The organism is Flavobacterium notoginsengisoli (genome assembly GCF_042686225.1).
Lineage (GTDB): Bacteria > Bacteroidota > Bacteroidia > Flavobacteriales > Flavobacteriaceae > Flavobacterium > Flavobacterium notoginsengisoli.
The window spans coordinates 68243-88701 of record NZ_JBHUOT010000016.1 but is presented as its reverse complement, the minus strand read 5'-3'; the positions used below and the strand labels follow the sequence as shown (position 1 = coordinate 88701).

13 protein-coding genes and 1 rRNA gene are annotated in these 20459 nt (G+C 34.4%); 5 read left to right on the top strand and 9 right to left on the bottom strand.

The window, feature by feature from the left end:
• Positions 1–100: ribosomal RNA gene (locus ACFS3A_RS25495) — 16S ribosomal RNA — on the bottom strand; the annotation flags it as partial.
• A gap of 803 nt (positions 101–903) precedes the next feature.
• On the bottom strand, positions 904–1230 hold the full coding sequence (locus ACFS3A_RS25490; RefSeq protein WP_379828378.1) for a carbohydrate-binding domain-containing protein: 327 nt from the start codon (positions 1228–1230) through the stop codon (positions 904–906).
• A gap of 579 nt (positions 1231–1809) precedes the next feature.
• Between ACFS3A_RS25490 and ACFS3A_RS25485 the strand changes: the two genes are divergently transcribed.
• Positions 1810–3099, top strand: coding sequence for a hypothetical protein (locus tag ACFS3A_RS25485; protein WP_379828375.1), 1290 nt, complete (start codon positions 1810–1812; stop codon positions 3097–3099).
• A 303-nt stretch (positions 3100–3402) separates the two neighbouring features.
• Here the strand turns inward: ACFS3A_RS25485 and ACFS3A_RS25480 are convergent, their stop codons facing one another.
• From ACFS3A_RS25480 to ACFS3A_RS25455, 6 genes are all read right to left on the bottom strand, one after another.
• Positions 3403–4092: a hypothetical protein gene (locus ACFS3A_RS25480; protein WP_379828374.1), complete on the bottom strand. Its 690-nt coding sequence runs from the start codon at positions 4090–4092 to the stop codon at positions 3403–3405.
• Positions 4093–4560: 468 nt separating this feature from the next.
• Positions 4561–7011, bottom strand: a complete 2451-nt coding sequence (locus tag ACFS3A_RS25475; RefSeq protein WP_379828373.1) for a beta-glucosidase — start codon at positions 7009–7011, stop codon at positions 4561–4563.
• A 22-nt stretch (positions 7012–7033) separates the two neighbouring features.
• On the bottom strand, positions 7034–7924 hold the full coding sequence (locus tag ACFS3A_RS25470; protein ID WP_379828372.1) for an alpha/beta hydrolase: 891 nt from the start codon (positions 7922–7924) through the stop codon (positions 7034–7036).
• Positions 7925–7934: 10 nt separating this feature from the next.
• Entirely contained in the window at positions 7935–8972 is a 1038-nt protein-coding gene (locus ACFS3A_RS25465; protein WP_379828371.1) for a nucleoside hydrolase, read from the bottom strand.
• Between the two features lie 189 nt (positions 8973–9161).
• Positions 9162–11474: a glycoside hydrolase family 3 protein gene (locus tag ACFS3A_RS25460; RefSeq protein WP_379828370.1), complete on the bottom strand. Its 2313-nt coding sequence runs from the start codon at positions 11472–11474 to the stop codon at positions 9162–9164.
• Positions 11475–11486: 12 nt separating this feature from the next.
• Positions 11487–13742, bottom strand: a complete 2256-nt coding sequence (locus ACFS3A_RS25455; RefSeq protein WP_379828369.1) for a TonB-dependent receptor — start codon at positions 13740–13742, stop codon at positions 11487–11489.
• Positions 13743–14138: 396 nt separating this feature from the next.
• On the opposite strand from ACFS3A_RS25455, the gene ACFS3A_RS25450 reads away from it, so the two are divergent.
• The 3 genes from ACFS3A_RS25450 (at position 14139) to ACFS3A_RS25440 (ending at position 17312) form a co-directional block, all read left to right on the top strand.
• Entirely contained in the window at positions 14139–14885 is a 747-nt protein-coding gene (locus ACFS3A_RS25450; protein WP_379828368.1) for an NUDIX hydrolase, read from the top strand.
• 313 nt (positions 14886–15198) lie between these two features.
• The gene (locus tag ACFS3A_RS25445; RefSeq protein ID WP_379828367.1) at positions 15199–16077 is read left to right on the top strand and encodes an AraC family transcriptional regulator; all 879 of its coding nucleotides are present in this window, start codon (positions 15199–15201) and stop codon (positions 16075–16077) included.
• 68 nt (positions 16078–16145) lie between these two features.
• Positions 16146–17312 carry an iron-containing alcohol dehydrogenase gene (locus ACFS3A_RS25440; RefSeq protein WP_379828366.1) on the top strand — a complete coding sequence of 389 codons (1167 nt, stop codon included), beginning with the start codon at positions 16146–16148 and terminating at the stop codon, positions 17310–17312.
• A gap of 119 nt (positions 17313–17431) precedes the next feature.
• Here the strand turns inward: ACFS3A_RS25440 and ACFS3A_RS25435 are convergent, their stop codons facing one another.
• Positions 17432–19051 (bottom strand): WG repeat-containing protein, encoded by a 1620-nt coding sequence (locus ACFS3A_RS25435; RefSeq protein ID WP_379828365.1) that lies wholly within the window; start codon positions 19049–19051, stop codon positions 17432–17434.
• Positions 19052–19697: 646 nt separating this feature from the next.
• Here ACFS3A_RS25435 and ACFS3A_RS25430 point away from each other — a divergent pair.
• On the top strand, positions 19698–20450 hold the full coding sequence (locus tag ACFS3A_RS25430) for a LuxR C-terminal-related transcriptional regulator (protein ID WP_379828364.1): 753 nt from the start codon (positions 19698–19700) through the stop codon (positions 20448–20450).
• The last annotated feature ends 9 nt before the right edge of the window (positions 20451–20459 follow it).

The window sequence follows — 20459 nt, the reverse complement described above, 5'->3', positions numbered from 1 at the left end:
GTGCGCCGGTCTCTGCTTCCGAAGAAGCATACCCCTCGACTTGCATGTGTTAAGCCTGCCGCTAGCGTTCATCCTGAGCCAGGATCAAACTCTTCATCGTATATTTTAATATTATATATTCGATGCTTATCTAGTCGGTTCTTTTCGAATCTCTCGATTCTATTACTCTTATTTTATTTGTCTTGTTGTTAAACAAGACGGCTGTCAATTCAATATGTCTACGAACGTGTATTTCTTTTTTTTCTTCGCTTGTGTTTCAAAGCGGGTGCAAAAGTAGGTAGTTTTTCATCATCTACAATACTTTTTTACTGTTTTTTTTCAATCTTTTTGATGATTTTTTCTTAACACACTGAAAACATAAAACTTATAAATTAAAATTTAATAATAAAATTAAAGTTTTTTCTTTCAAAAAGGGATTTTAATCAAAAAAAACAACATTACTAAAAATATTAATTTTAATAAATACAACTAGAACATCTTAGCAATTCTCAGAAATTTTAAAAAATCTAATCCCTTAAATTATGTTACAATTATTCTTTTTGATCTATGATTCAAAAACTAGCTTGTTAAGCTTATATATAATTTTGTTATATTCCAGTATCTGTGCCTCTCTATTTTTGTTATCGTTGATGTAAATGTAAAACTTGATAATAATACAAAATTGCTGAACGTTCCCGTTAAATACAATCCATTAAAATCGGAAGCGTTATTTACATTGGAAGTTGTTACTATTTTATAATTTTTATCTAAACTAAATTTGCTTCCAGATAATAATAATGTCGTAAAACTTACCAGTGATTTAAATGTCATTATCTCTGAGTTATCATTAACCAATACACTATATATAATTCCGGAATTTCCACTACTCAAAATAACAGACTGAGTAAACACCCTGGCAGTTGGTTAAATAGTACCTCCTCCCACACCTATAAGCAGTCCTTCCGTAATCTTAAACGTATTATTATCACAATCAAAACCTTCTTCCTGACTTTTTGCTCCTATTGCAAAAACTTTTCCATCAGTGATAGTCAATATACCATTAGAATCAATAGCGTCATTTATTGTACCGTAAGCAACATTATTGCCTCCATCAACATAAACTCCATCGTTTGTATGAATACCATCTGAAGTAGCTTTTGTTATCTTTAGTGTTTCGCTTTGTCCACGAACATAATCATCCGCAGCAATAGCATGCTTGTTAATACCTACAATATATAAGTGTCCCGTTATCTAAAAAAATAAGTTGTCTTTCGCTAAAAAAGGCATCATTTTGATCTTCAGTTGATACATCATAAATTACTCCATCCTTATACCTCCCATCATGATTCATTGATATAATACGATCCCAATAAATCTATATATTAACAATAAAATGAGATAAACATGTTTTTTTTTAGTGGTGAAAAAAATCCACTAACCCACAATTTTCCAGACACATGAACTCAAATGTGATTGTAAACTTAGAAAGAATAGCGAGGTTAACTAAATCAATCAACCAGTGATTACGGAGCAAAAAAAAACAAAACATCCATCACATACTAAAAACAGATTAGCATATACCTTTAAATTATCACCTCCTAAATAATTTACAATATTAATTTACCTTCAACAAATGTTAAACCTTAGTAAAACACCTGAAAACTCTAACAAATTTATCTATTTTTGTAAATGACACTTTTTAACAAAACTGATTCTGTTTTTATTTTCAACCACCAGACCAGTTTATGAAGATCAAAAAACAGCTGTTTTGAATAACGCTTCACTTTACAGGTGTCTAAAAATGTATAATATCTAAATAGCCCCACGACTATGAAAAAAATTACTCTATTAATTTGTGTATTGCTGACAGCTGCCGGCGTAAATGCACAACAGGAAAAAGGAATCATCGGATACAATAACTGGCTGGACAACTGGACCGAATTCAAACCTCATAAAACAGATTCAAAAGAGGCCAATCAAATTTTAGCCGGAAATATTACAGAAAACACAAAACTGCTGAAAAGAAATGTATACAAACTTCAGGGGAATGTTTATGTAACCAATAATGCCGTACTGACTATTGAGCCTGGTACCGTAATAATTGGAGATACAGAAACAAAAGGAACGTTAGTCATTACAAAGGGAGCTCAGATTATGGCAGAAGGACAAGTAACTGATCCTATAATCTTTACCTCTAATCAAAGTATGAAAAAAGCGGGCGACTGGGGAGGTTTGGTCATTCTTGGTGATGCTCCAATAAATAAATTTGGAAGCGTGGGCTCTTACAATATGGATCTTGATCCTTCACTTACTGTATATGGAGGTAACAATACATCAGGAAACTCGGGAGTTTTAAAATATGTCCGAATTGAATTTGCGGGTAAAAAAGTAAAAGGAGCAGATAGTTTTAACGGATTAACCGTTGCCGGAGCCGGAAACAAAACCATACTGGAAAACATCATGGTGAGTTATTCAGGTGGTGACTCATTTGCCTTCTATGGCGGGGATGTGAATGCTGCTCAATTAGTTTCATATAAATCTATTAATGATGATTTTAAATTTACCCAGGGTATTCAGTGCCGTCTGTATAATTCTTTAGCTGTGAGATCATCTTACTTATCAAGCAATAAAGATGGTTCAAGATGCCTTGAAGTAAAGGCATATGAAAAGAAAAATGAAACTGACTTTACCAAAAAATCTACTTTTGTTTCTGCTTCAAATATTACAATGCTAAATGACAGTGAAAATATTAAAGCAGATATTCAGAAAGGTTTAGTTAAAGAAGCTGTTTATGTTGCAGAAAATGCATCATTAGAACTAAAAAGAAGTGTAGTTTCAGGTTTTAATCCTGCGGTAGTACTGGACAGCAAAACTGAAATAAATTCAGAAAATCTAAAGAAAATTAAATTTGAAGAAATGTTTTTTAATCAATGTAGTGGCAACATCTTTACAGAAAACAAAACAGATAATGCCGATTTAGAAAACTGGTACGGAAACAGTATCTTCTCTAATGTTTATTCGCATACTGATAATAAAGAAACTTTTGTTGATGTATATAACGCAAGAAGACCGGACTATAGACTTCAATTAGGAAATATAACTGCTTCAAGCGGCAAATAGGAAGACTGCTTTTTCTAAAAAACAATACAAAAGGAGACAGAAACTATTCTGTCTCCTTTTTTTTAATAAAAAAAATGCTCTTTAGACTTGATTATTTTTAATTCAAACTTGATTAATAACAAGAAAGTTATTGATAACACTAAAAGTGGAATGATTTTACTTTATTAGGATATCGGTCCGAAGGAAATTACACATGTGTATTATTACAAATCAGGCAGTATTGCAAAATGAGGAATAAATTTTATAAAAACATATCTTAATTTCAGAGCAAAATTATCCTTACAGATCATTGAGGTTTGAGAATTATAGATATATATTTCGATCCGCATCCCAATTTTTCTTTAAAGATTCGAAATATTCTTCTTTTACTAGATCTATCTTTTTGTATGTATTACGACTTACTTTCTGGGAAAATGTATTAAGTTCGGAGAGTTTTAGTGATAAGGTCATTCTGCTACAATTATAACAAATCGAGATAATAGTAAGAAAAAAAGATATATAGTCCAAATCGTTGGCTATTGCAACTATTCCTAAAATAGATAATAGTACTATTACCAGATTTAAACCTTTAAAACTATTCCACTTTACCATTCCATACTCTTTCAATGAACTTGCTAAAATCAGATTAAAAAGTGCTACTATAAGCAGATATAATAAAAAAACTTCTTTTATATTTACAATCTCCATCACATCAAAAGTAACCGAAAGACCTGCCGTTACGCAAAATATTCCTGACTGTAACAATAATCCCCAGCTATCAAATTTTCTTCTGTTCGAGAGAGAAAAGAAAATCTCAATTATGCCATTGCCAAGTAAAGTCAAAGCAAAAAGTCCATCTGAATAAAGTTTTGGTACTGCAAAAAATAGTGAGACACACCATAATAGATTGAAGACAAATCCGGTGGCAAAAAAAACAGAATTAAAACGGAACTCTTCACGTAAAATTCTAAAAAATACGACGTCTTTTATTTTTTTAGTAATTTTTAAAACCATTGCATATTTCCTTTAAAAGCATAATAATCTTCTATTAAATAAAAATCTTATACTATATCAGTAAAGTAAAAAAAAATAGCAAATGGTCAAAAAAAACAATTCTGCAATATCTATTACTCTTCACGATATACAAAATAAGACTTCCACTGATTGAGCTTAAATAATAAGTCTGAATTAAATTATTTTGAATTAAATCTGGTAATTCATACATTAATTCTCCCTAAACAAAGCCGACAGTTAATTCTTTGCTGACAAAATTAAAGATTAAATAAGAAGCTTTTTTTTAGAATTACTCAACCAACCAAATTTGCAACTGAAACGAACCAATTGAATTCTAAAAAAATGTTAAGACTCATTTAAGTAAGCATACATCAACCATGAAACAAATATGTAATTACAAAATCTTACAGCAAAAAAAACCATCTCAATTTTTGAGATGGTTTTTTACTAACAAATAACTAACTGTAATTAAGGTTTAAGTTCTGTAAACTTTGAATCTAATTCAAAAGATTTCTTCACTTTCTCAACTGTTATTTCTTTTGCAACAGAAAATTTTGCTATTTTTTTAATGTCTGAAGAAGATGCTCCTACCAGTACATTATAGTCTCCAGCTTCTGCAATCCAGGCACTTTTATTTTCTAAAAAAGAAGCAAGATCTTTTGGAGACAAAGTCAATGTTAAGGTCTGGCTTTCGCCTGCTTTTAATTCTTTTGTTTTTCCAAAAGCTTTTAATTCTTCTTTCGGTTTATCAATAGATTTTGAAGGAGCAGCAAGATAAACCTGCACGACTTCTTTTCCTGAAAATTTTCCTGTGTTTTTTACCGTAACAGAAACAGTCAATTTATCTTTGAATGATGACGAACTTAATTTCACATCTGTATATTCAAAAGAAGTATAGGATTTTCCGAAACCAAATTCATATGAAGGCTTAATATTGAAAGTATTAAAATAACGGTATCCAACATAAACCCCCTCTTCATAAGTTACTTCCTGCGGATTATCTGCCGGAATTCCAGGGAAGTTTTTCGCTGAAGGAGTATCCGAATATTTCACAGGGAAAGTCATCGTTAATTTCCCAGAAGGATTGATTTTTCCTGAAACCACATCTGCAACCGAATGTCCGCCTTCCTGACCTGGCTGCCAAGCTAATAAAATCGCATCTACTTTGTCTTTCCAGGAAGCCGTTTCGATTACTCCGCCAATATTTAAAATAACGACTACTTTTTTCCCTTTAGCATGAAAAGCTTTTGAGATTTTATCCAGCATTTGAATTTCTTCGTCTGCCATATTGAAATCATTGTTTACCACTCGATCTCCGCCTTCTCCGGAATTTCTTCCAAGTGTTACAAAAGCGATTTCTGAACTTGCTGCTTTTTTAGCAATAAAAGCATCATCCATTTTTAATTCCGGAAGTCTTTCCGGCAAAGCTAAAATTCCTCTTGCTTTTCTGTTTTCTTTTTCAACTGCTACTTCTTTTTCTGCGTGTGGCTGATACAAATCAACTAATTCTTTGTCTAATTTATAACCTGCAGCCGTTAAACCTTCTAAAAGAGAAACCGTGTGTTTGTTGTTTACACTTCCGCTTCCTGTTCCGCCTGTAATCCAGGCGTAAGAAGTCACTCCGAACAATGAAACCTCTTTTTCCTTATCGGCAAATGGCAATGCATTTTTTTCATTTTTAAGCAACACCATTCCTTCCGCAGCGGCGTTTCTGGTTACTTCAGCATTTTTTGTCAAGTTTGGTTTATCGCTGTATTTGTATTTAGCAAAAGTCGGCGTGCGGAAAATATATTCTAAAATTCTTTTCGCATTGGTATTGGCTACTTCCTGAGATAATTTACCTGAATTTAAAGCTTCCAATAAAGCTTTTTTCTGAACTGGAATTCCCGGCATCAACAAGTCGTTTCCGGCAATCATTTGCTGCACAACATCAGAATTAGAACCTTTTTGAATCGATTCAAATCCTGGGAAACCACCAAACCAATCCGTCATTACAATTCCTTTGTACCCCCATTCGTTTCTTAAAACTTCTGTCAACAAATCTTTATTTGCCGAAGTATAAATTCCGTTTAATTTATTGTAAGAAGACATCACTGTCCACGGATCTGATTCTTTAACTGTGATTTCAAAACCTTTTAAATAGATTTCTCTAATCGCTCTTTCTGAAACGTGTGCATTGATTGTCAATCGGTTACTTTCTTCATTATTTACGGCGAAGTGTTTAATCGAAGTTCCAACGCCTTGTGACTGAATTCCGTTTACAATTGCTGCCGCTGTTTTACCTGAAATTAAGGGATCTTCAGAATAATATTCGAAGTTTCTTCCGTTCAATGGATTTCTGTGAATGTTTAAAGCCGGTGCCAATAAAACATCAACTCCATATTCTTTTACTTCATTCCCCATTGCTTTACCCACTTCTTCCAAAAGCGTTTTATTCCAGGTCGAAGCTAAAGCTGTTCCAACCGGAAATGCCGTTGCATAATACGTTTTCGAATCATTTTCTCTGGTTGGCGCAATTCTTAAACCTGCTGGCCCATCGGCTACAACCGTTGCAGGAATACCGAATCGTTCAAAGGCTGCAGTTCCCCCTGCTGCACCAGGAACCAATCCCTGTTTTGAATCGCCTACTGGGCCTGTTAAGACTTCGATTCCAGGCATTCCGGTTCCGATTAGTAATTCAACTTTTTCTGCATTGGTCATTTCCTTGATGATCGCATCAATTCTCTGATTAACAGAAAGACGTGTATCTTCCCATGTATCTAGTTTTCCATTTCTGTTGAAATCAGCAAACGTAAATCCTTTAATGGTCACAAGAGGCGGATTCGTTTCATCATTTGGAATGGTGTTCCATGATAAATTAGAAAGCACCAACGCTGTCAAAAGCGTTACTCTGGCTGTTTTTATAATTGTATGTTTCATAATATATAGTTTTATTAAGTCCTTATTTAGCTAAAAATCCTTCCAGCGAAAGCCATTCTTCAAAACGGGTTTCCCAGGAATCCACTGGTAAATTTTGTTTTCCGGTTCCAAAACCGTGTCCGCCTTTTGAGTACATGTGCAATTCAACTGTCTGTCCGGCATCCAGCCATTTGTTATACATTTGAATGCTTCTTGGAGCCAATTTCAACTGATCGTCACTTGCTGCACAAACAAACATTGGAATCTTTTTATCGGGTGCAGGAACACTTAAAAGTTCTGGTCTTGGGCCACCGTAAATATTCGCTACAAAGTCAGGAAGCTGTTCTGGTTTATTGTCTAAAACGGTTTCCATTGCTACAGTACTTCCTGCAGAAAACCCAATTATGCCGACTTTTTTACTATCGATTCCATATTTTGAAGCATTTGCCCGAACATAATTCAAAGCATTTTTTCCGTCTTGTGCTGCCAGCTGAATTGTTGCCAGAGAGTTTTTCTCAAAAGCCACTCTGTCTTTCAACTTGTCCATCATTTCTCTTGCAGGATCATTGGTTTCGGTTTTGTTCAGACGGTATTTTAAAACAAAAGCGGTAACTCCTTTTTTACTTAAAATTTCGGCCAATTCTTTTCCTTCTCTATTGATGGACAAACTCTGAAAACCGCCACCCGGCGCAATTACAATAGCAGTTCCAGTATTTTTTACTCCTTTTGGAACCTGATAAACAATTAAAGTCGGATCGGTTACATTGTACACCACTTCAGTTTTAAATAAATCCGAATACATCTCAGCTTCTTTTTGTGTCCAGTTTTCAGATCCCGGTGCTTTTCCCTGATATAGTTTTATGGTTTCCTGCGCCTGAACCGAAGTTCCTAACAACAGAAATCCTGTTGCTAAAAATGTGCATATAATTTTCATAGTCTGATTGTTATTTAGTTGTTTTAAACAATTGCAGTTTGGCAAAGAAATCTTCAAACATTAAACGAGTATCCAATTGAGTATAAACCCGAATATTTCTTCCGTTATGATTGGTTTCATAAAGTCCCTGTGCATTGATTAAAGGTGATGGCTTCAAGACATAAGAACTTGAACTCGGATCTGCTTCAAAAGAAGATTGCAGCGCTGTAAGCAAAACCAACGGACTATCTCCCATAATATAGGTTTCGCCAATATGAAGGTTGAATTGCTGAACTCTTTTCATCAGGCTTTCTATTTGTTCAGAAAGATATTCTCCTGTTTTTCCCTGCGGTTTTACTTTTAACAGCAATTCAGAATAAGACAATAAAGTCTGACGATAGGCATTTCTTGGGATTTGCCAGATAGGAATTTTTGAATCATTAAAAACTACTTGTCCCGCAGTAATGTCAATTCCTAAATTGTATTCTAGCGAAGTATATCCTGGTGGCGGTGTTGCCAAATCAATATATTCAGGGCCGCCAATCCAAACTAAAGTCAGACGATCTGCAATTTTTGGCTCCATTAAATAAGCACTTGCAATTTCTGTTAAACCCGCTCCGCAAACTAGATAAAGAGGTGTTTTCACATCATCTCGCATCGCTTCTTTTACAATCGCCTTTGCTCCTTCTGAAATATTGGGTGTTTTAACATCTTTCAATTGTAAATTAGAACCTTCATAAACCGGAAAAGAATTTTGAAGTTTCATGACTTCCAAAAGTTCTTTTACTTTTTTCACTGCATTTGTTGCTGTTTCTGAAGAAGAATCAAAACCATCTCCCGGTTTTAAATGTGATCCTATTATCCCTCGGATTTCTGCCGAAGGCGATAAAATCTGATGTACCAATTGAAACAATCCATCCGGATCACCGCTAAAATCGTTGTCAACTATCACACGCATTCTCGGCACCACTAAATCTTTCGAAAATGATTTTTTTGATGTGGATTGTGCAATTGAGAGGTTACTTAAAAGCAGACTGAAAGCAAATAGTATTAGATATTTAATTTTCATATTACTTGTGGTTTTAGTATTTTTTGTAATCCGTATTTTTTGTCATCTTGAGGAACGAAGGATCACACTAGAAATTCCATATGCATAATCGCCAATCTTTGTCGATTTACGAGTGTGATCCTTCGTTCCTCAGGATGCCAAGATTGTGTAAAAAACTTTTCGTCTTAGCGCCTTCGTGGCATTAAAAACTTACTGCTTCTTGTAAGTCTCAGTACGAGCATCTTTAATAACTCCTTTCCAGTTCAATCCGTAAGCGAAATCATAAACATTCCCTTCAGAGTCTTTGTGTGGAATCATATCATAAGGAACATCTTCAAATTGTTTTTCAACCGTTTCCATATTCGCTGGCATTTGCACTGGAAGCAATCCTGAAGGTTCTGTTTTTCCAGAAATAATATCTAAAACAGCCTGAGAAGAAACTCCAAAATTCAATACAATTCCGTCAACCTGTTTTTCGAATTCATTAAAAATCATAGGTTTTGAAGCGGTAACCGAAACAATTACCGGCTTTCCGTTCATCATATCTTTGGTATCGAGAATCGTTCTCAAATCCATAGTATTGGCAGCGGTAACGGTTTTGTTTTTATAGGTTCTGTCTTTAATCGTTGGATCGATAACCTGATCTCCAGCCGCGATACTTTTAGCTCTGGCTTCGGTTGCGGTATAAGTTCCATATTGAAGAGAAATCGGTACATAACCATTGCTTCCGTTTTGTCTGTCTTTCAAATCATAACCGCCTTCTAAACTCAGCGGACTCGTTACAAAAACAATGGCAAAATCGGCTTTTGAAGGATCTTCGGTAACATTGTAATATTTCTTAACCAATTCCAGATTTACAGGATATTCTAGTTTTGGTTGACTCGCAACGCCCCACCAATCTTTGGTTGAAGCCGTATAAATCTTCGGAATAAAAACCGTTTTCTTTTCTTTTACAGGCAGAACCGCTGCTTTGTTTTTCAATAAAACAACCGACTTCAATTGTGCTTCATATCCTGCTTTCATAAATTCAGGATTTCCCACAACTGCTTTCGTTTCTTCTACATTCAAATAGGGATTTTCAAAAAGCCCCACTCTGAAAATATTCTTTAATAATCGAACAGCCGATCTTTCAAAACGGGCTCTCATAAAAGATTCTCCAAATTCTTTAACGCCCATTTCATAAGCTGCTAAAACTGGCATTTTATCATTATTCCCTCCAAACTGATCTACTCCTGCAATAATCGCTTTGTAATGTCTGTCATTAATGGAAAGATTCTCCACTCCCCAAGGTTTTCCTGCAAACAGATTCGGTGTTTTTCCTTCGTCACCTGTTACTAACCAGTCGGTGCAGACTACGCCGTCGTAACCATATTTATCTCGCAGTAAATCGGTAATAATGTATTTGCTGTAACCATTGGCTACGTTTTCGTTGTATTTTTTATCCTGATCAAAAGTGATGGTATAATAAGGCATCACTGCCGAAGCTTTGCTTGTTTTTCCTTTCAGTTTAAAAGCTCCATTAATAAACGGATCAATATGCTGCTGCAAATTATTTCCCGGATAAACTGCGAATTTTCCGTACGCCCAGTGTCCGTCACGTCCGCCTTCTTCCGCACCACCGCTTGGCCAGTGTTTTACCATGGCATTTACACTTTTGTAACCCCAACCGTCTTTGATTTCGTCTTTACCGTAAGAAGTCTGAAAACCGTCTATATACGCTCTTCCCATATCTCTTGTTAGAGCCGGGCTTTCGCCAAAAGTCATTGAAATTCTGTACCATCTTGGCTCAGAACCTAAATCTATCTGTGGCGAAAGTGCTGTTGCAATTCCTAATGCACGATATTCTTTAGCCGCAATCTGTCCAAACTGTTCTACAATTTTCGGATCAAAAGTCGAAGCCATGCCTAATCCGTCAGGCCACATGGAGATGGTTCCTCCTGCTCCGGCATTAAACTCAGAAGTTACATTTGCTGTATGGCGCGGATCTGTACTGGTATTACTTGGAATTCCCAAACCAATTCCTTCCACAAAAGCCTGCATATTGTTATTCCATGCAGCAGCTGTTTCTGGAGTCTGAACGCTTGTAATTAAAACATGACGAAGATTATCTTCTTTTAAAAAGGCTTTCTGCTGATCTGTCAAATCAGAAGCTTTGGCATTGCTTTCGGGAAAAACTTTTCCGTTGTAAGTTCCTGCATTATAACCAGAAACCCCAGCCGGTAAAGCCTGATGACGGCTGTAAAGCATCAAGCCTGCAATTTGTTCAACAGACATTTTGGAAGCTAAATCTTTAGCGCGTTCATCTGCCGAAAGGCGCCAGTCTTCGTATTTATCCAGCTTTCCGTTTTTATTTAAATCTTTAAATTTCTTTCCGTTGACAGTTAGAATTTTGATGCCAGATTCGGGAGAATATCCCAAATCTGCACCTTTATTATTTTTTACAATCGTAAAATTTCCCTGTTGTGCCTGCATAGTAACGCTTAGAAAAAAAGCGAAACCAGCAGTTATAATTATTTTTTTCATGCGAAATAAAATTTAGAATCTGAAATTAAGTGAAGCTTCTAAAGTGAAGGGACGAATGTAAGATCCAACCAAAAGCTGATCATAATAACCTGAAGCATCTGTAATTAACTCAGCTCCGTTGATGGTTCCTTTTGCTCCTGTCTGGTTTAAGAAGTTTACCGCAGTCAAACCAATATCAAAATGGTTATTGATTTTGTAATTTACACCTCCAAAAGTTTCCCATCTTGGCGCAAAGTATAAGGCGTTAGTCTGATTTGCATACTGCTTGCTGAAGTATCTGAAACTTGCCCAGAATTTGAAATCTTTGTACGTATAACTTGGATCTATTTCCATTAAGACTTTAGAAATTTCCAATACGTTTTTGTCGTTATACGAATAATTATTTCCAAAAGCAGAGAAGTCATAATTTTTGTAAACCGGATCCTGGAACGTAATTAAATAATGCAGATTAAATCCTTTGAATGGAGTTGCCACAATATCTGTTGTCCATCCTAAAGTCTGGATATCATAGAAAACCGTTGCTACTTCTGACTGAGTGGCATCTGCCGGATTCACTAAATTTAATCTTGCCAAATAATTATTTCTGGTTAAATAAGTTGCCTGAGAAACGATACTGAATTTATCATGATTGAAATACAATCCGAAAGCAGCCAATGGACTTTTTGATTTCGCATTATTAGGCGCTACCGCTCCGGAATAACTTTCTAGCTGTCCGTTTTTTTCGGTGTAGGTAAAGTCGGCAAGAACTCCGGCTCTTTTGGTTACTTTATAAACCGCATTAATAGAACCTCCTAAATGAAACCAGTTGTTATCAAAATAGGTTTTCTGGCTTGGATTGAATACTAAATCCGGCGTTCTTGGGGTTAAGTAATAATCTCCTTTTAATTTGTGGTATCTTAAATTTACTCCGTAAGCTACGCTTAGACGATCGTTAATGGTCCAGTTATCAGAGAAATATCCCGATAATTTGTTTTCGAAACCATTGTGATATTCACCGCCGACATTGTAATTGTAAAATCCGTCAGCATCTGTGTTTGAAGTTCCTCCCGGTGTGTTACGAACCAATTTATCAGGGTTTGCGCTTACCGTTTGGTTAAAGAAAGATCTGCTAGAAGTAAAATCGTCTACCTGATAATAGTACTCCATCAAACCAAATCTCCATTGGTGTTTTTCAACATTTTTAGTGATTTCAAATCTCGATAAAGCTGTTTTTGTTGGTGTTCCGTCTGTGTATAAACCCAACATTGAGTTTACATTTCCAACGTAAGCATTTCCGGTTGATTTGTATGTGAAATTATCAGCCGCACTCGCCTGAAAAATTCCAAGCGGAATAGCAATTAACTGTGAAGCTTCTGCATAACGAAAACGAGTTGAGAAATTAAATTTCCAGTTGTTTGCCAAATCATAATTTCCTAAGATATCAAAAGTGTGAGAAGTTGATGCAGCATCGCTTCCGCCCATATCAGCAAATTTCGTTTCACCCGTCATGATGTCTTTAAACTTCATAATTCCGTCATTCACGATATACGAATCACGTCCAATTCTAAAGTCGTTGTATTCTTCGACTTTTCCACCTTCTTTGTATCTAAAAACAGCATAATTTGTTAACGAAGCTGAATTGGCATATTTATACAAAAAGCTGATTTGTCCTTTTCCGTTATTGAATTTCTTGGTTAAACCTGCTCTGTAAATTTGTGTACGATCTGAATATTTGGCAAATTTTAAATCGAAAGAGTTTGGATCAAAATTGGCATAAGCGCCCATTGTATACGACCAGCCTTTTGCTAATGGCCCAGAAACATTTAGGTCGCCTTTCATCCATCCGAAACTGGAACCTGAAAAATTCCCCACGACTTCCAGTTTATCTGTCCCTAATTTGGTATAAGAATTAACGGCAAAACCTAAATCTCCGGTTGTAATGGCTGCTTCTCCAATTTTTAATAAACCAGTACGGCCTAAGCTTGTACTTTGTCTCCAGGTACGGTTTGGCAATTCAGGCCAGAAATAATATACCACCGGCAGATCATTTTCCTGAATAGTAATTCCGCCTACAGTAGACGGTAAACCAATATTTACATCACGCGGTCCTGTATTGTTGGCCGCATTAAGCATAACATTTCTATTTTTTTCTTCTTTGGTATCTGATTCTACAATTTTGGTAGTTTTTTTAATTGAATCTGTGGCTTGTTGTTTTTTATCTTCTTGCGAAAAAGCTTCGGAAACAGGATAAAAAGCCAAACAAATTGTGGCAATAATTAATTTTTTCATGAGTAGTTTAAGTTAGGTTTTTTGTTATGAAATTTTCATTGCTTCATAATGAAGCAATATTAAAAAGTATTTTTCATATCAACAAATAATTGATGTTATAATTTTTAATATCGCATTAAAACCCAGCTATAAATTCCATAAAAACAACAATTAAGAAGATGTCGCTGAATTGTTAAAATAACACTTAAAATAAACTACCTCGTTTGCGTAAAGTCTTGAAATTATTGAAAAAAACAAGCTTTAAATAATTGATTTCTCAATTTGAATGAACTCCATTAAAAATAAAATATCACCTTTTATATTTTTTTTGTGATGCTCTTAATTATGTCAGAAAAAATTGAAGTAATTTGACTTGTACAGATTAAAAAGTTTAAATTTGAAGCTAATTATACCGTCATGGATTTCAAAAAGTTTCTCGAAATCGAGTCTAAAGAGGCTTGGGAAAAATATATTCCAACACTTTCTATTGATAGTGTTATCTTTAGTTTTCATCAAAATTCGCTTCATGTTTTACTTCTAAAAATGAAAGACATGGAATCCTGGGGACTGCCTGGCGGCTATGTAAAAAAAACAGAAAATGTAGACGAAGCTGCGGTTCGGATCTTAAAAGACAGGACTGGAACTGAAAATATCTATCTGCATCAGTTTCACACTTTTGGAGACCGAAATCGTTCTGAAGATGCTTTTGCTGACTATGGTGATGATATTTGGTACAAACAGCGTTTTATATCGATAGGATATTATGCTTTGGCTGAATATTCACAGGTAAATTTGGTTATTGATGAATTTTCCAGCGCTGTTGAATGGCATCAAATAGACAATCTTCCCGAGTTTATGATGGATCACAGAAGTATTTATGACAAAGCGTTAACTACACTTCGTGAACAATTAAATAATCATCCAATTGGATACAATCTGCTTCCCGAGAAATTTACGATGCCGGAATTGCAGAAATTATATGAAGGTATTTTAGGTAAAAAACTGAATCGTGGTAATTTTTACAGAAAAATTCTGCGTTATGATATTTTGACAAAACTGGACGAATCTCGTAAAGGCGGTGCGCACAAAGCACCCGATTTGTATAGTTTTGATCTGGAAAAATACAACAATGCTCTAAAAGAAGGCTTACAAGGAGGCTGGTAAAATGCATTTTTGTAAGCTCATTGTTTAACATTTTACTTATTTAATATAATTTCTCGCTTCAGATCTACTCCATGTAAGAAGATTATTGATTCACCGATTCTCATATATCTTTCCTACTAATTGACGGGATATTCCGCTACATTTGTCTAAATAAGCTCTTTTACGGCAGCCTAAAATTAATATCTGGTCCTCCTTATGCACTTTTGATTTTTTGATAAATTTGCTTTCTCTCCACTATTAAAATTAAACAGGTTTATTTAAGCCTAAAATGAACTTAAATAATTTATTCTTATCCCAAGCCAAAAGCAATCAGATGAAATTAAAAAGAATTGAAATCAAGAAAAACATTCAGAAAGCGGAAGACAAAAATTTATCTTTCCGTGTTTTTGATTTAGATATGAAACATCTGGAAAGTTATATTCAGCCTCATAAAAAAGATCATTTTTGTATTATTATTATCGAAAACGGAAAACTTGATTTACAAATTGAAGAAAAAATACACTTTCTAAAACCTGGAAAAATTTCCATTATTTTTCCGGAACAGATTCACTTTGTATCCAATCTAAGTGAAGATTTAAAGGGTCGTATTATTTTATTTGAAGAAGTCTTATTTTGTTCCGATATATTAAAAAATGAATTAAGTGCTTACAATGTTAATCTTTCAGTTAATCTGAATTGTACTGCCCTGCCGGCTAAAGAATTTGAAAAAATAATTCCTGTCATCAGGAATATTGAGACTACATATCAAAATCCCAGCTTGATAAAAAAGGAACAGGCGCGTTTTTACATTAAAATATTTCTTCTTGGACTTATAGAATCTATTCATGGCCAGCATCCTGTTCTCCATCAGAAAACAAATCAGCTTCTCTATATTGATTTCAAAAAAATGCTTAATGAACAGTTTAAGAAACAACGCACAGTTCAATATTATGCCGAAAGCCTGAATATTACCAGCAAAAAGCTCAATGAAATAACAAAAAAACATTGTGGTGAAACGGCAATCAATGCAATTCATAATCGAATACTTACTGAAATAAAACGACAACTATTATTTTCTGATCTCTCTCACAAAGAAATTGCATTTGATCTCGGATTTAGTTCTCCCTCCGCTCTTAACAAATTTGTGAAGTCAAAACTAAAAGAAACACCAACTGAACTCCAAAACGAACTTGCGCAAATTTATAACGCGTAGTATTGTATTTATAACATCCTGCCCTTTGCGTTCATCTACATTTGCCACAATAATTAATACTAATAAAGATGAGCAAATTATTTGTTGCAGCAGAGGTTTTCCATGGTCCGGGAAGCCTTGAAGAGTTAAAGAATATAAAAGGCACAAAAGCTTTTGTCGTAACGGGAGGAAGTTCCATGAAAAAAAGCGGCACGCTTGATAAAGCCATTTCATTTTTAAATGATGCAGGTATAGAAACTGTTCTTTTTGACGGTGTGGAAGAAGATCCTTCATCTGCAACATGTTTTAAAGGTGCAGAAGCAATGCGTGAATTTCAGCCTGACTGGATTGTAGGTTTAGGAGGCTGTTCAGCAATTGATGCAGCTAAAACGATGTGGATTTTCTACGAACATCCGGAAATTGAATTTGATACTCTAATTAAACCTTTCAGTGTACCGACTCTTAGAAATAAAGCTAAATTTATAGCTATTCCATCTACCAGCGGAACAGGAACAGAAACTACAGGTTTAGCAGTAATTACAGATCGCGAAAAAGGAGTAAAATATCCAATTGTATCATACGAATTAACACCGGATATTGCTATTGTTGATGGTGAAATCTGTGCATCGATGCCTGCTCATGTAACTTCAAATACTGGACTTGACGCATTAACACACTGCGTTGAGGCATATGTTTCTAACATTGATGATAATTTTGCTGATGTATTGGCTAAAGGTGGATTAGAAATTGTTTTTGACAATCTTGAAGAAGCAGTACAAAATCCTTCAAACATTACGGCACGCCAGAATATGCATGATGCTTCTTTTATGGGAGGACTTGCTTTTAACAATGCATGGCTTGGAATTGTTCACTCGCTTTCACATCAGGTAGGGGCTTTGTATGGTATTCCTCACGGATGTTCTAATGCTATATTCTTACCAAATGTTATTCGTTATAATGCTTCGGCAACTGGTAAATATCCTGCATTAGCAAAATTAATTGGAGGAGAAACTGCAGAAGATTTAGCACAGGCTGTAGAGCAATTAAGAAAAAAGGTGAATAATATATCTTCTATCAAAGAATTTGGAATTTCTAAAGAGGACTGGGACAAAAACCTTGATTATATTGCCGGCAATGCATTAATTGATCCTTGTACGGGTTTTAATCCAAGAGTTCCTTCTTTAGAAGATTTAAAAAACATCTATAATGCATGTTATGAAGGTCTTGTATATCACGAAACTGAAGTTTTAATCTGATTCAGATATTACTAAAACATATTTTTATAAGCCGTCTCAATTGAGGCGGCTTTTTACTTCGCTAAAATCACTATTTCAAATTCTGTGAAAGAACTGCAGCATTTTTCTGAAAAATATCATTATTTGATTACACTGGGCTTTTCTATTTCTTTGCCATTTTTATCAAAATAGTATTCTTTCCCATCCAGTATAGCCAAAACATTGCCTTGTCGATAAGTCTGAAGGCTATCATATTTTATTGGAATAATTATGTTTCCTGAATTATCTAAAATTCCCCATTTTTTATTTATTGAAAAACCCCTATGTCCATTTTGAACCACTGAAATACCTTCATATATTAAAGGAATTACAAGATTTCCATTTTTGTTAATACAGCCCTGTTTTCCTTCAAAAGTTACTACTGCCAATCCTTCATCAAAACTCGTTACATCTCTGTAATTGTATTTATCATTATAAATTAAAGCCAGGGTTTCCGCTTTTTTATTCATTAAGTGCCATTGACTTTCCTTATAAATCACTGCCAGACCTTCTGAAAAATCTCTGGCGAATCTCAAATTTACCGGAGTTAACTCTTGCCCTAACTGATCAATAAATCCGAAGTGATTACCAATCTTAACCAAAGCAAAGCCTTCACGAAAAGACGCAATAGAATCGTATCTTATTTCTGTTGAAAGTTTAGCTGTAGTATTAAGCAAACCATATTTATTTTCCTTTTTAAGTTGATAAATACCTTCTGAAGCCCCATAAACAGTCTTCTTATTATCGTATTCAACAGGTAGCACGATTTTACCTGCCTTATCTATTATTCCCCACTTATTGTTTAACGTAACCCATGATGTAAAATCTCTCTCAAAGATACCCATAGACTCATAAATGGGTGGTATTATTTCTTTTCCGGTTGCAATATCTATACGTCCTACTTTTTTATCTAATTTAACGTTTAAGACTTCTTCTTTGCCCCATCGAAAAGTACCATCATATTTTAATTCTTTTATTGCTTTACCCGTTTTATCTATTAGTAAAATTTTACTGTCTTTTTTAACAATTGCCACTCCTTTATAAAATGACATGGCCCATTCATAAACAAGCGGAAGAACTACCTTTCCTGATAAGTCTATATAGCCAAATTTTCCATCGGCTGCCACTACAGCAAAACCATCTGAGAAACTTGAAGAATCATGAGTATATACAAAAGGAGTTATTGGTGTTCCATCTTTTTTTATAAATGCCCATTTCTCACCTTCTTTTTCTTTAACAAAAAGAACACCTTGAGAACATGGTCGAATGTAATCGTATTTAGGAGCTATGAGTTCTTTTCCTGCCTTATCAATAAGACCATATTTAGAATCGCTTGTCAAAACCGAAGCAACTCCCTCCGAAAAAATCTGAGGAAAATAGTATACGTTGGTAAGAACCTCTCTTCCTGTATTATCCAAATACACTCCCTTTTCATCTAAAATGGCATTAAACAGGTTTTCATTATAATAACCTATATAATCGTATTTTAATTTAATAATTTCTTTTCCCTGCTGATCCACTACGCCTTGCTTTTTATTAGACTCAACTCTATAATACTGATCATTTATTATGTTGACAATCTCATATTTTGCCGGTGTAAGGATTTTTCCGGATTTATCTTTAAAACCTATAAGTCCTTCAACTGAATATTGCAGAATGTTTTGTCCTTGCATCGCAGTATTTATTATCAATAAAAAGCAAATTGTAAATAGTTTTCTCATATTTTATTCTTAGAAATTCATAAAAAATATAATCATTTATAATCTATAAAAAACATCGTTCCCATCCGTTTTTTTTCCTTCTGCTCGATTAGATAGTATTTTATTCCGTAATCTTTGATTTGATATGCTTACTGATTATCAAAAATATAACACCACATTTTATATGTGGACAAAGATAGTTTAGATTTTTTTCCGGGCAGTTTAGAACAGAAACACTCATTATTCATCGGTTTTGTAATTAATAGCAAATAATTGGAGGTGTTTCTTTCATAATTTTATTTTTCAAAAATAAGGCTATGAGATAAATTTAAAAATACTCCTAAAGGTGTATTTTTATTTATCACTCTCGAAACCATCTATCGTTCACAGTCCCAATTGATAATTAACAATCTTAAAAAAGAAAAACTCCTCTTAAATATCAAACAAACCTCTCCTCTTAAGCAGCATTAAACATCGAGACACTTTAGGTCTCATCGTATTTCCCAGTTATTTCTTCATGTCAATTTAGGTAAATATAAACTTTTAAAATATAATCAATAAAATTGTTAAGTTCATTTATAATAATTAAAACATAACAGTTAAAGTATGATTTCAGCATTTTTTTATGTTAATTTACTTCAACAATTGTTTGACAAAATTTAATTGTATGCTATCCCAAATCCAAGGACTCCATGATGTGTGGTTAACCAACCGTACAGCCAGTAAAACCAAAGCACAGATCTCTTTTGATGATCTTACCAATTCCATTATCAGCACGGGACCTTTTTCTTTCTATATCATTGATTTTTTTGACATGTCTCTCTCGCATATCAGCCCTTCTATATACGAAATACACGGATTTGCCCCTGAAACCATCACTTTCAATGATGTGCTGGGTGCTATTCATCCTGAAGATGTTGAATTTGTGATTAAAGCGGAAGATTTTTTGACTAAATTTTTCTATGAAAATGTCGGGCGTGAAAAATTACTGACTTATAAAATAAGTTACTGCCACAGAGCGAAATTAAAAAACGGAGAATATGCCTTGTTCAACCATCAGGCTTTAATGCTAACGATGGATGATAACGGCGGATATGGAAAATCATTAAACATACATACACGAATTGACCATCTTAGTAATCATAATACCTATAAAATATCTCTAATAGGTTTAAACGGCGAGCCTTCTTTTATGAACTTAAGCCTGGATGAGACTGACAAAGAAAACAAACAATTTTCTAAAAGAGAAATTGATATTATCAAATTACTGGGAGTAGGTCTAAACAATACTGAAATCGGAAAAAAACTCTTCATTAGCCCTTTAACGGTAAAAAAACACCGAAATAACATACTAGCCAAATCTGATTCTAAAAATACCGCTGCACTTATAAAAAACTGTATTTTGCAGGGCATCATTTAAAGTCTTCAA

Excerpts from the sequence above, each read along its gene's own strand:
- ACFS3A_RS25440 (WP_379828366.1), top strand. The coding sequence starts at position 16,146 with ATGAGCAAATTATTTGTTGCAGCAGAGGTTTTCCATGGTCCGGGAAGC.
- ACFS3A_RS25435 (WP_379828365.1), bottom strand. The coding sequence starts at position 19,051 with ATGAGAAAACTATTTACAATTTGCTTTTTATTGATAATAAATACTGCG.
- ACFS3A_RS25455 (WP_379828369.1), bottom strand. The coding sequence starts at position 13,742 with ATGAAAAAATTAATTATTGCCACAATTTGTTTGGCTTTTTATCCTGTT.
- ACFS3A_RS25465 (WP_379828371.1), bottom strand. The coding sequence starts at position 8,972 with ATGAAAATTAAATATCTAATACTATTTGCTTTCAGTCTGCTTTTAAGT.
- ACFS3A_RS25485 (WP_379828375.1), top strand. The coding sequence starts at position 1,810 with ATGAAAAAAATTACTCTATTAATTTGTGTATTGCTGACAGCTGCCGGC.
- ACFS3A_RS25470 (WP_379828372.1), bottom strand. The coding sequence starts at position 7,924 with ATGAAAATTATATGCACATTTTTAGCAACAGGATTTCTGTTGTTAGGA.
- ACFS3A_RS25445 (WP_379828367.1), top strand. The coding sequence starts at position 15,199 with ATGAAATTAAAAAGAATTGAAATCAAGAAAAACATTCAGAAAGCGGAA.
- ACFS3A_RS25475 (WP_379828373.1), bottom strand. The coding sequence starts at position 7,011 with ATGAAACATACAATTATAAAAACAGCCAGAGTAACGCTTTTGACAGCG.
- ACFS3A_RS25460 (WP_379828370.1), bottom strand. The coding sequence starts at position 11,474 with ATGAAAAAAATAATTATAACTGCTGGTTTCGCTTTTTTTCTAAGCGTT.
- ACFS3A_RS25430 (WP_379828364.1), top strand. The coding sequence starts at position 19,698 with ATGCTATCCCAAATCCAAGGACTCCATGATGTGTGGTTAACCAACCGT.
- ACFS3A_RS25450 (WP_379828368.1), top strand. The coding sequence starts at position 14,139 with ATGGATTTCAAAAAGTTTCTCGAAATCGAGTCTAAAGAGGCTTGGGAA.
- ACFS3A_RS25480 (WP_379828374.1), bottom strand. The coding sequence starts at position 4,092 with ATGGTTTTAAAAATTACTAAAAAAATAAAAGACGTCGTATTTTTTAGA.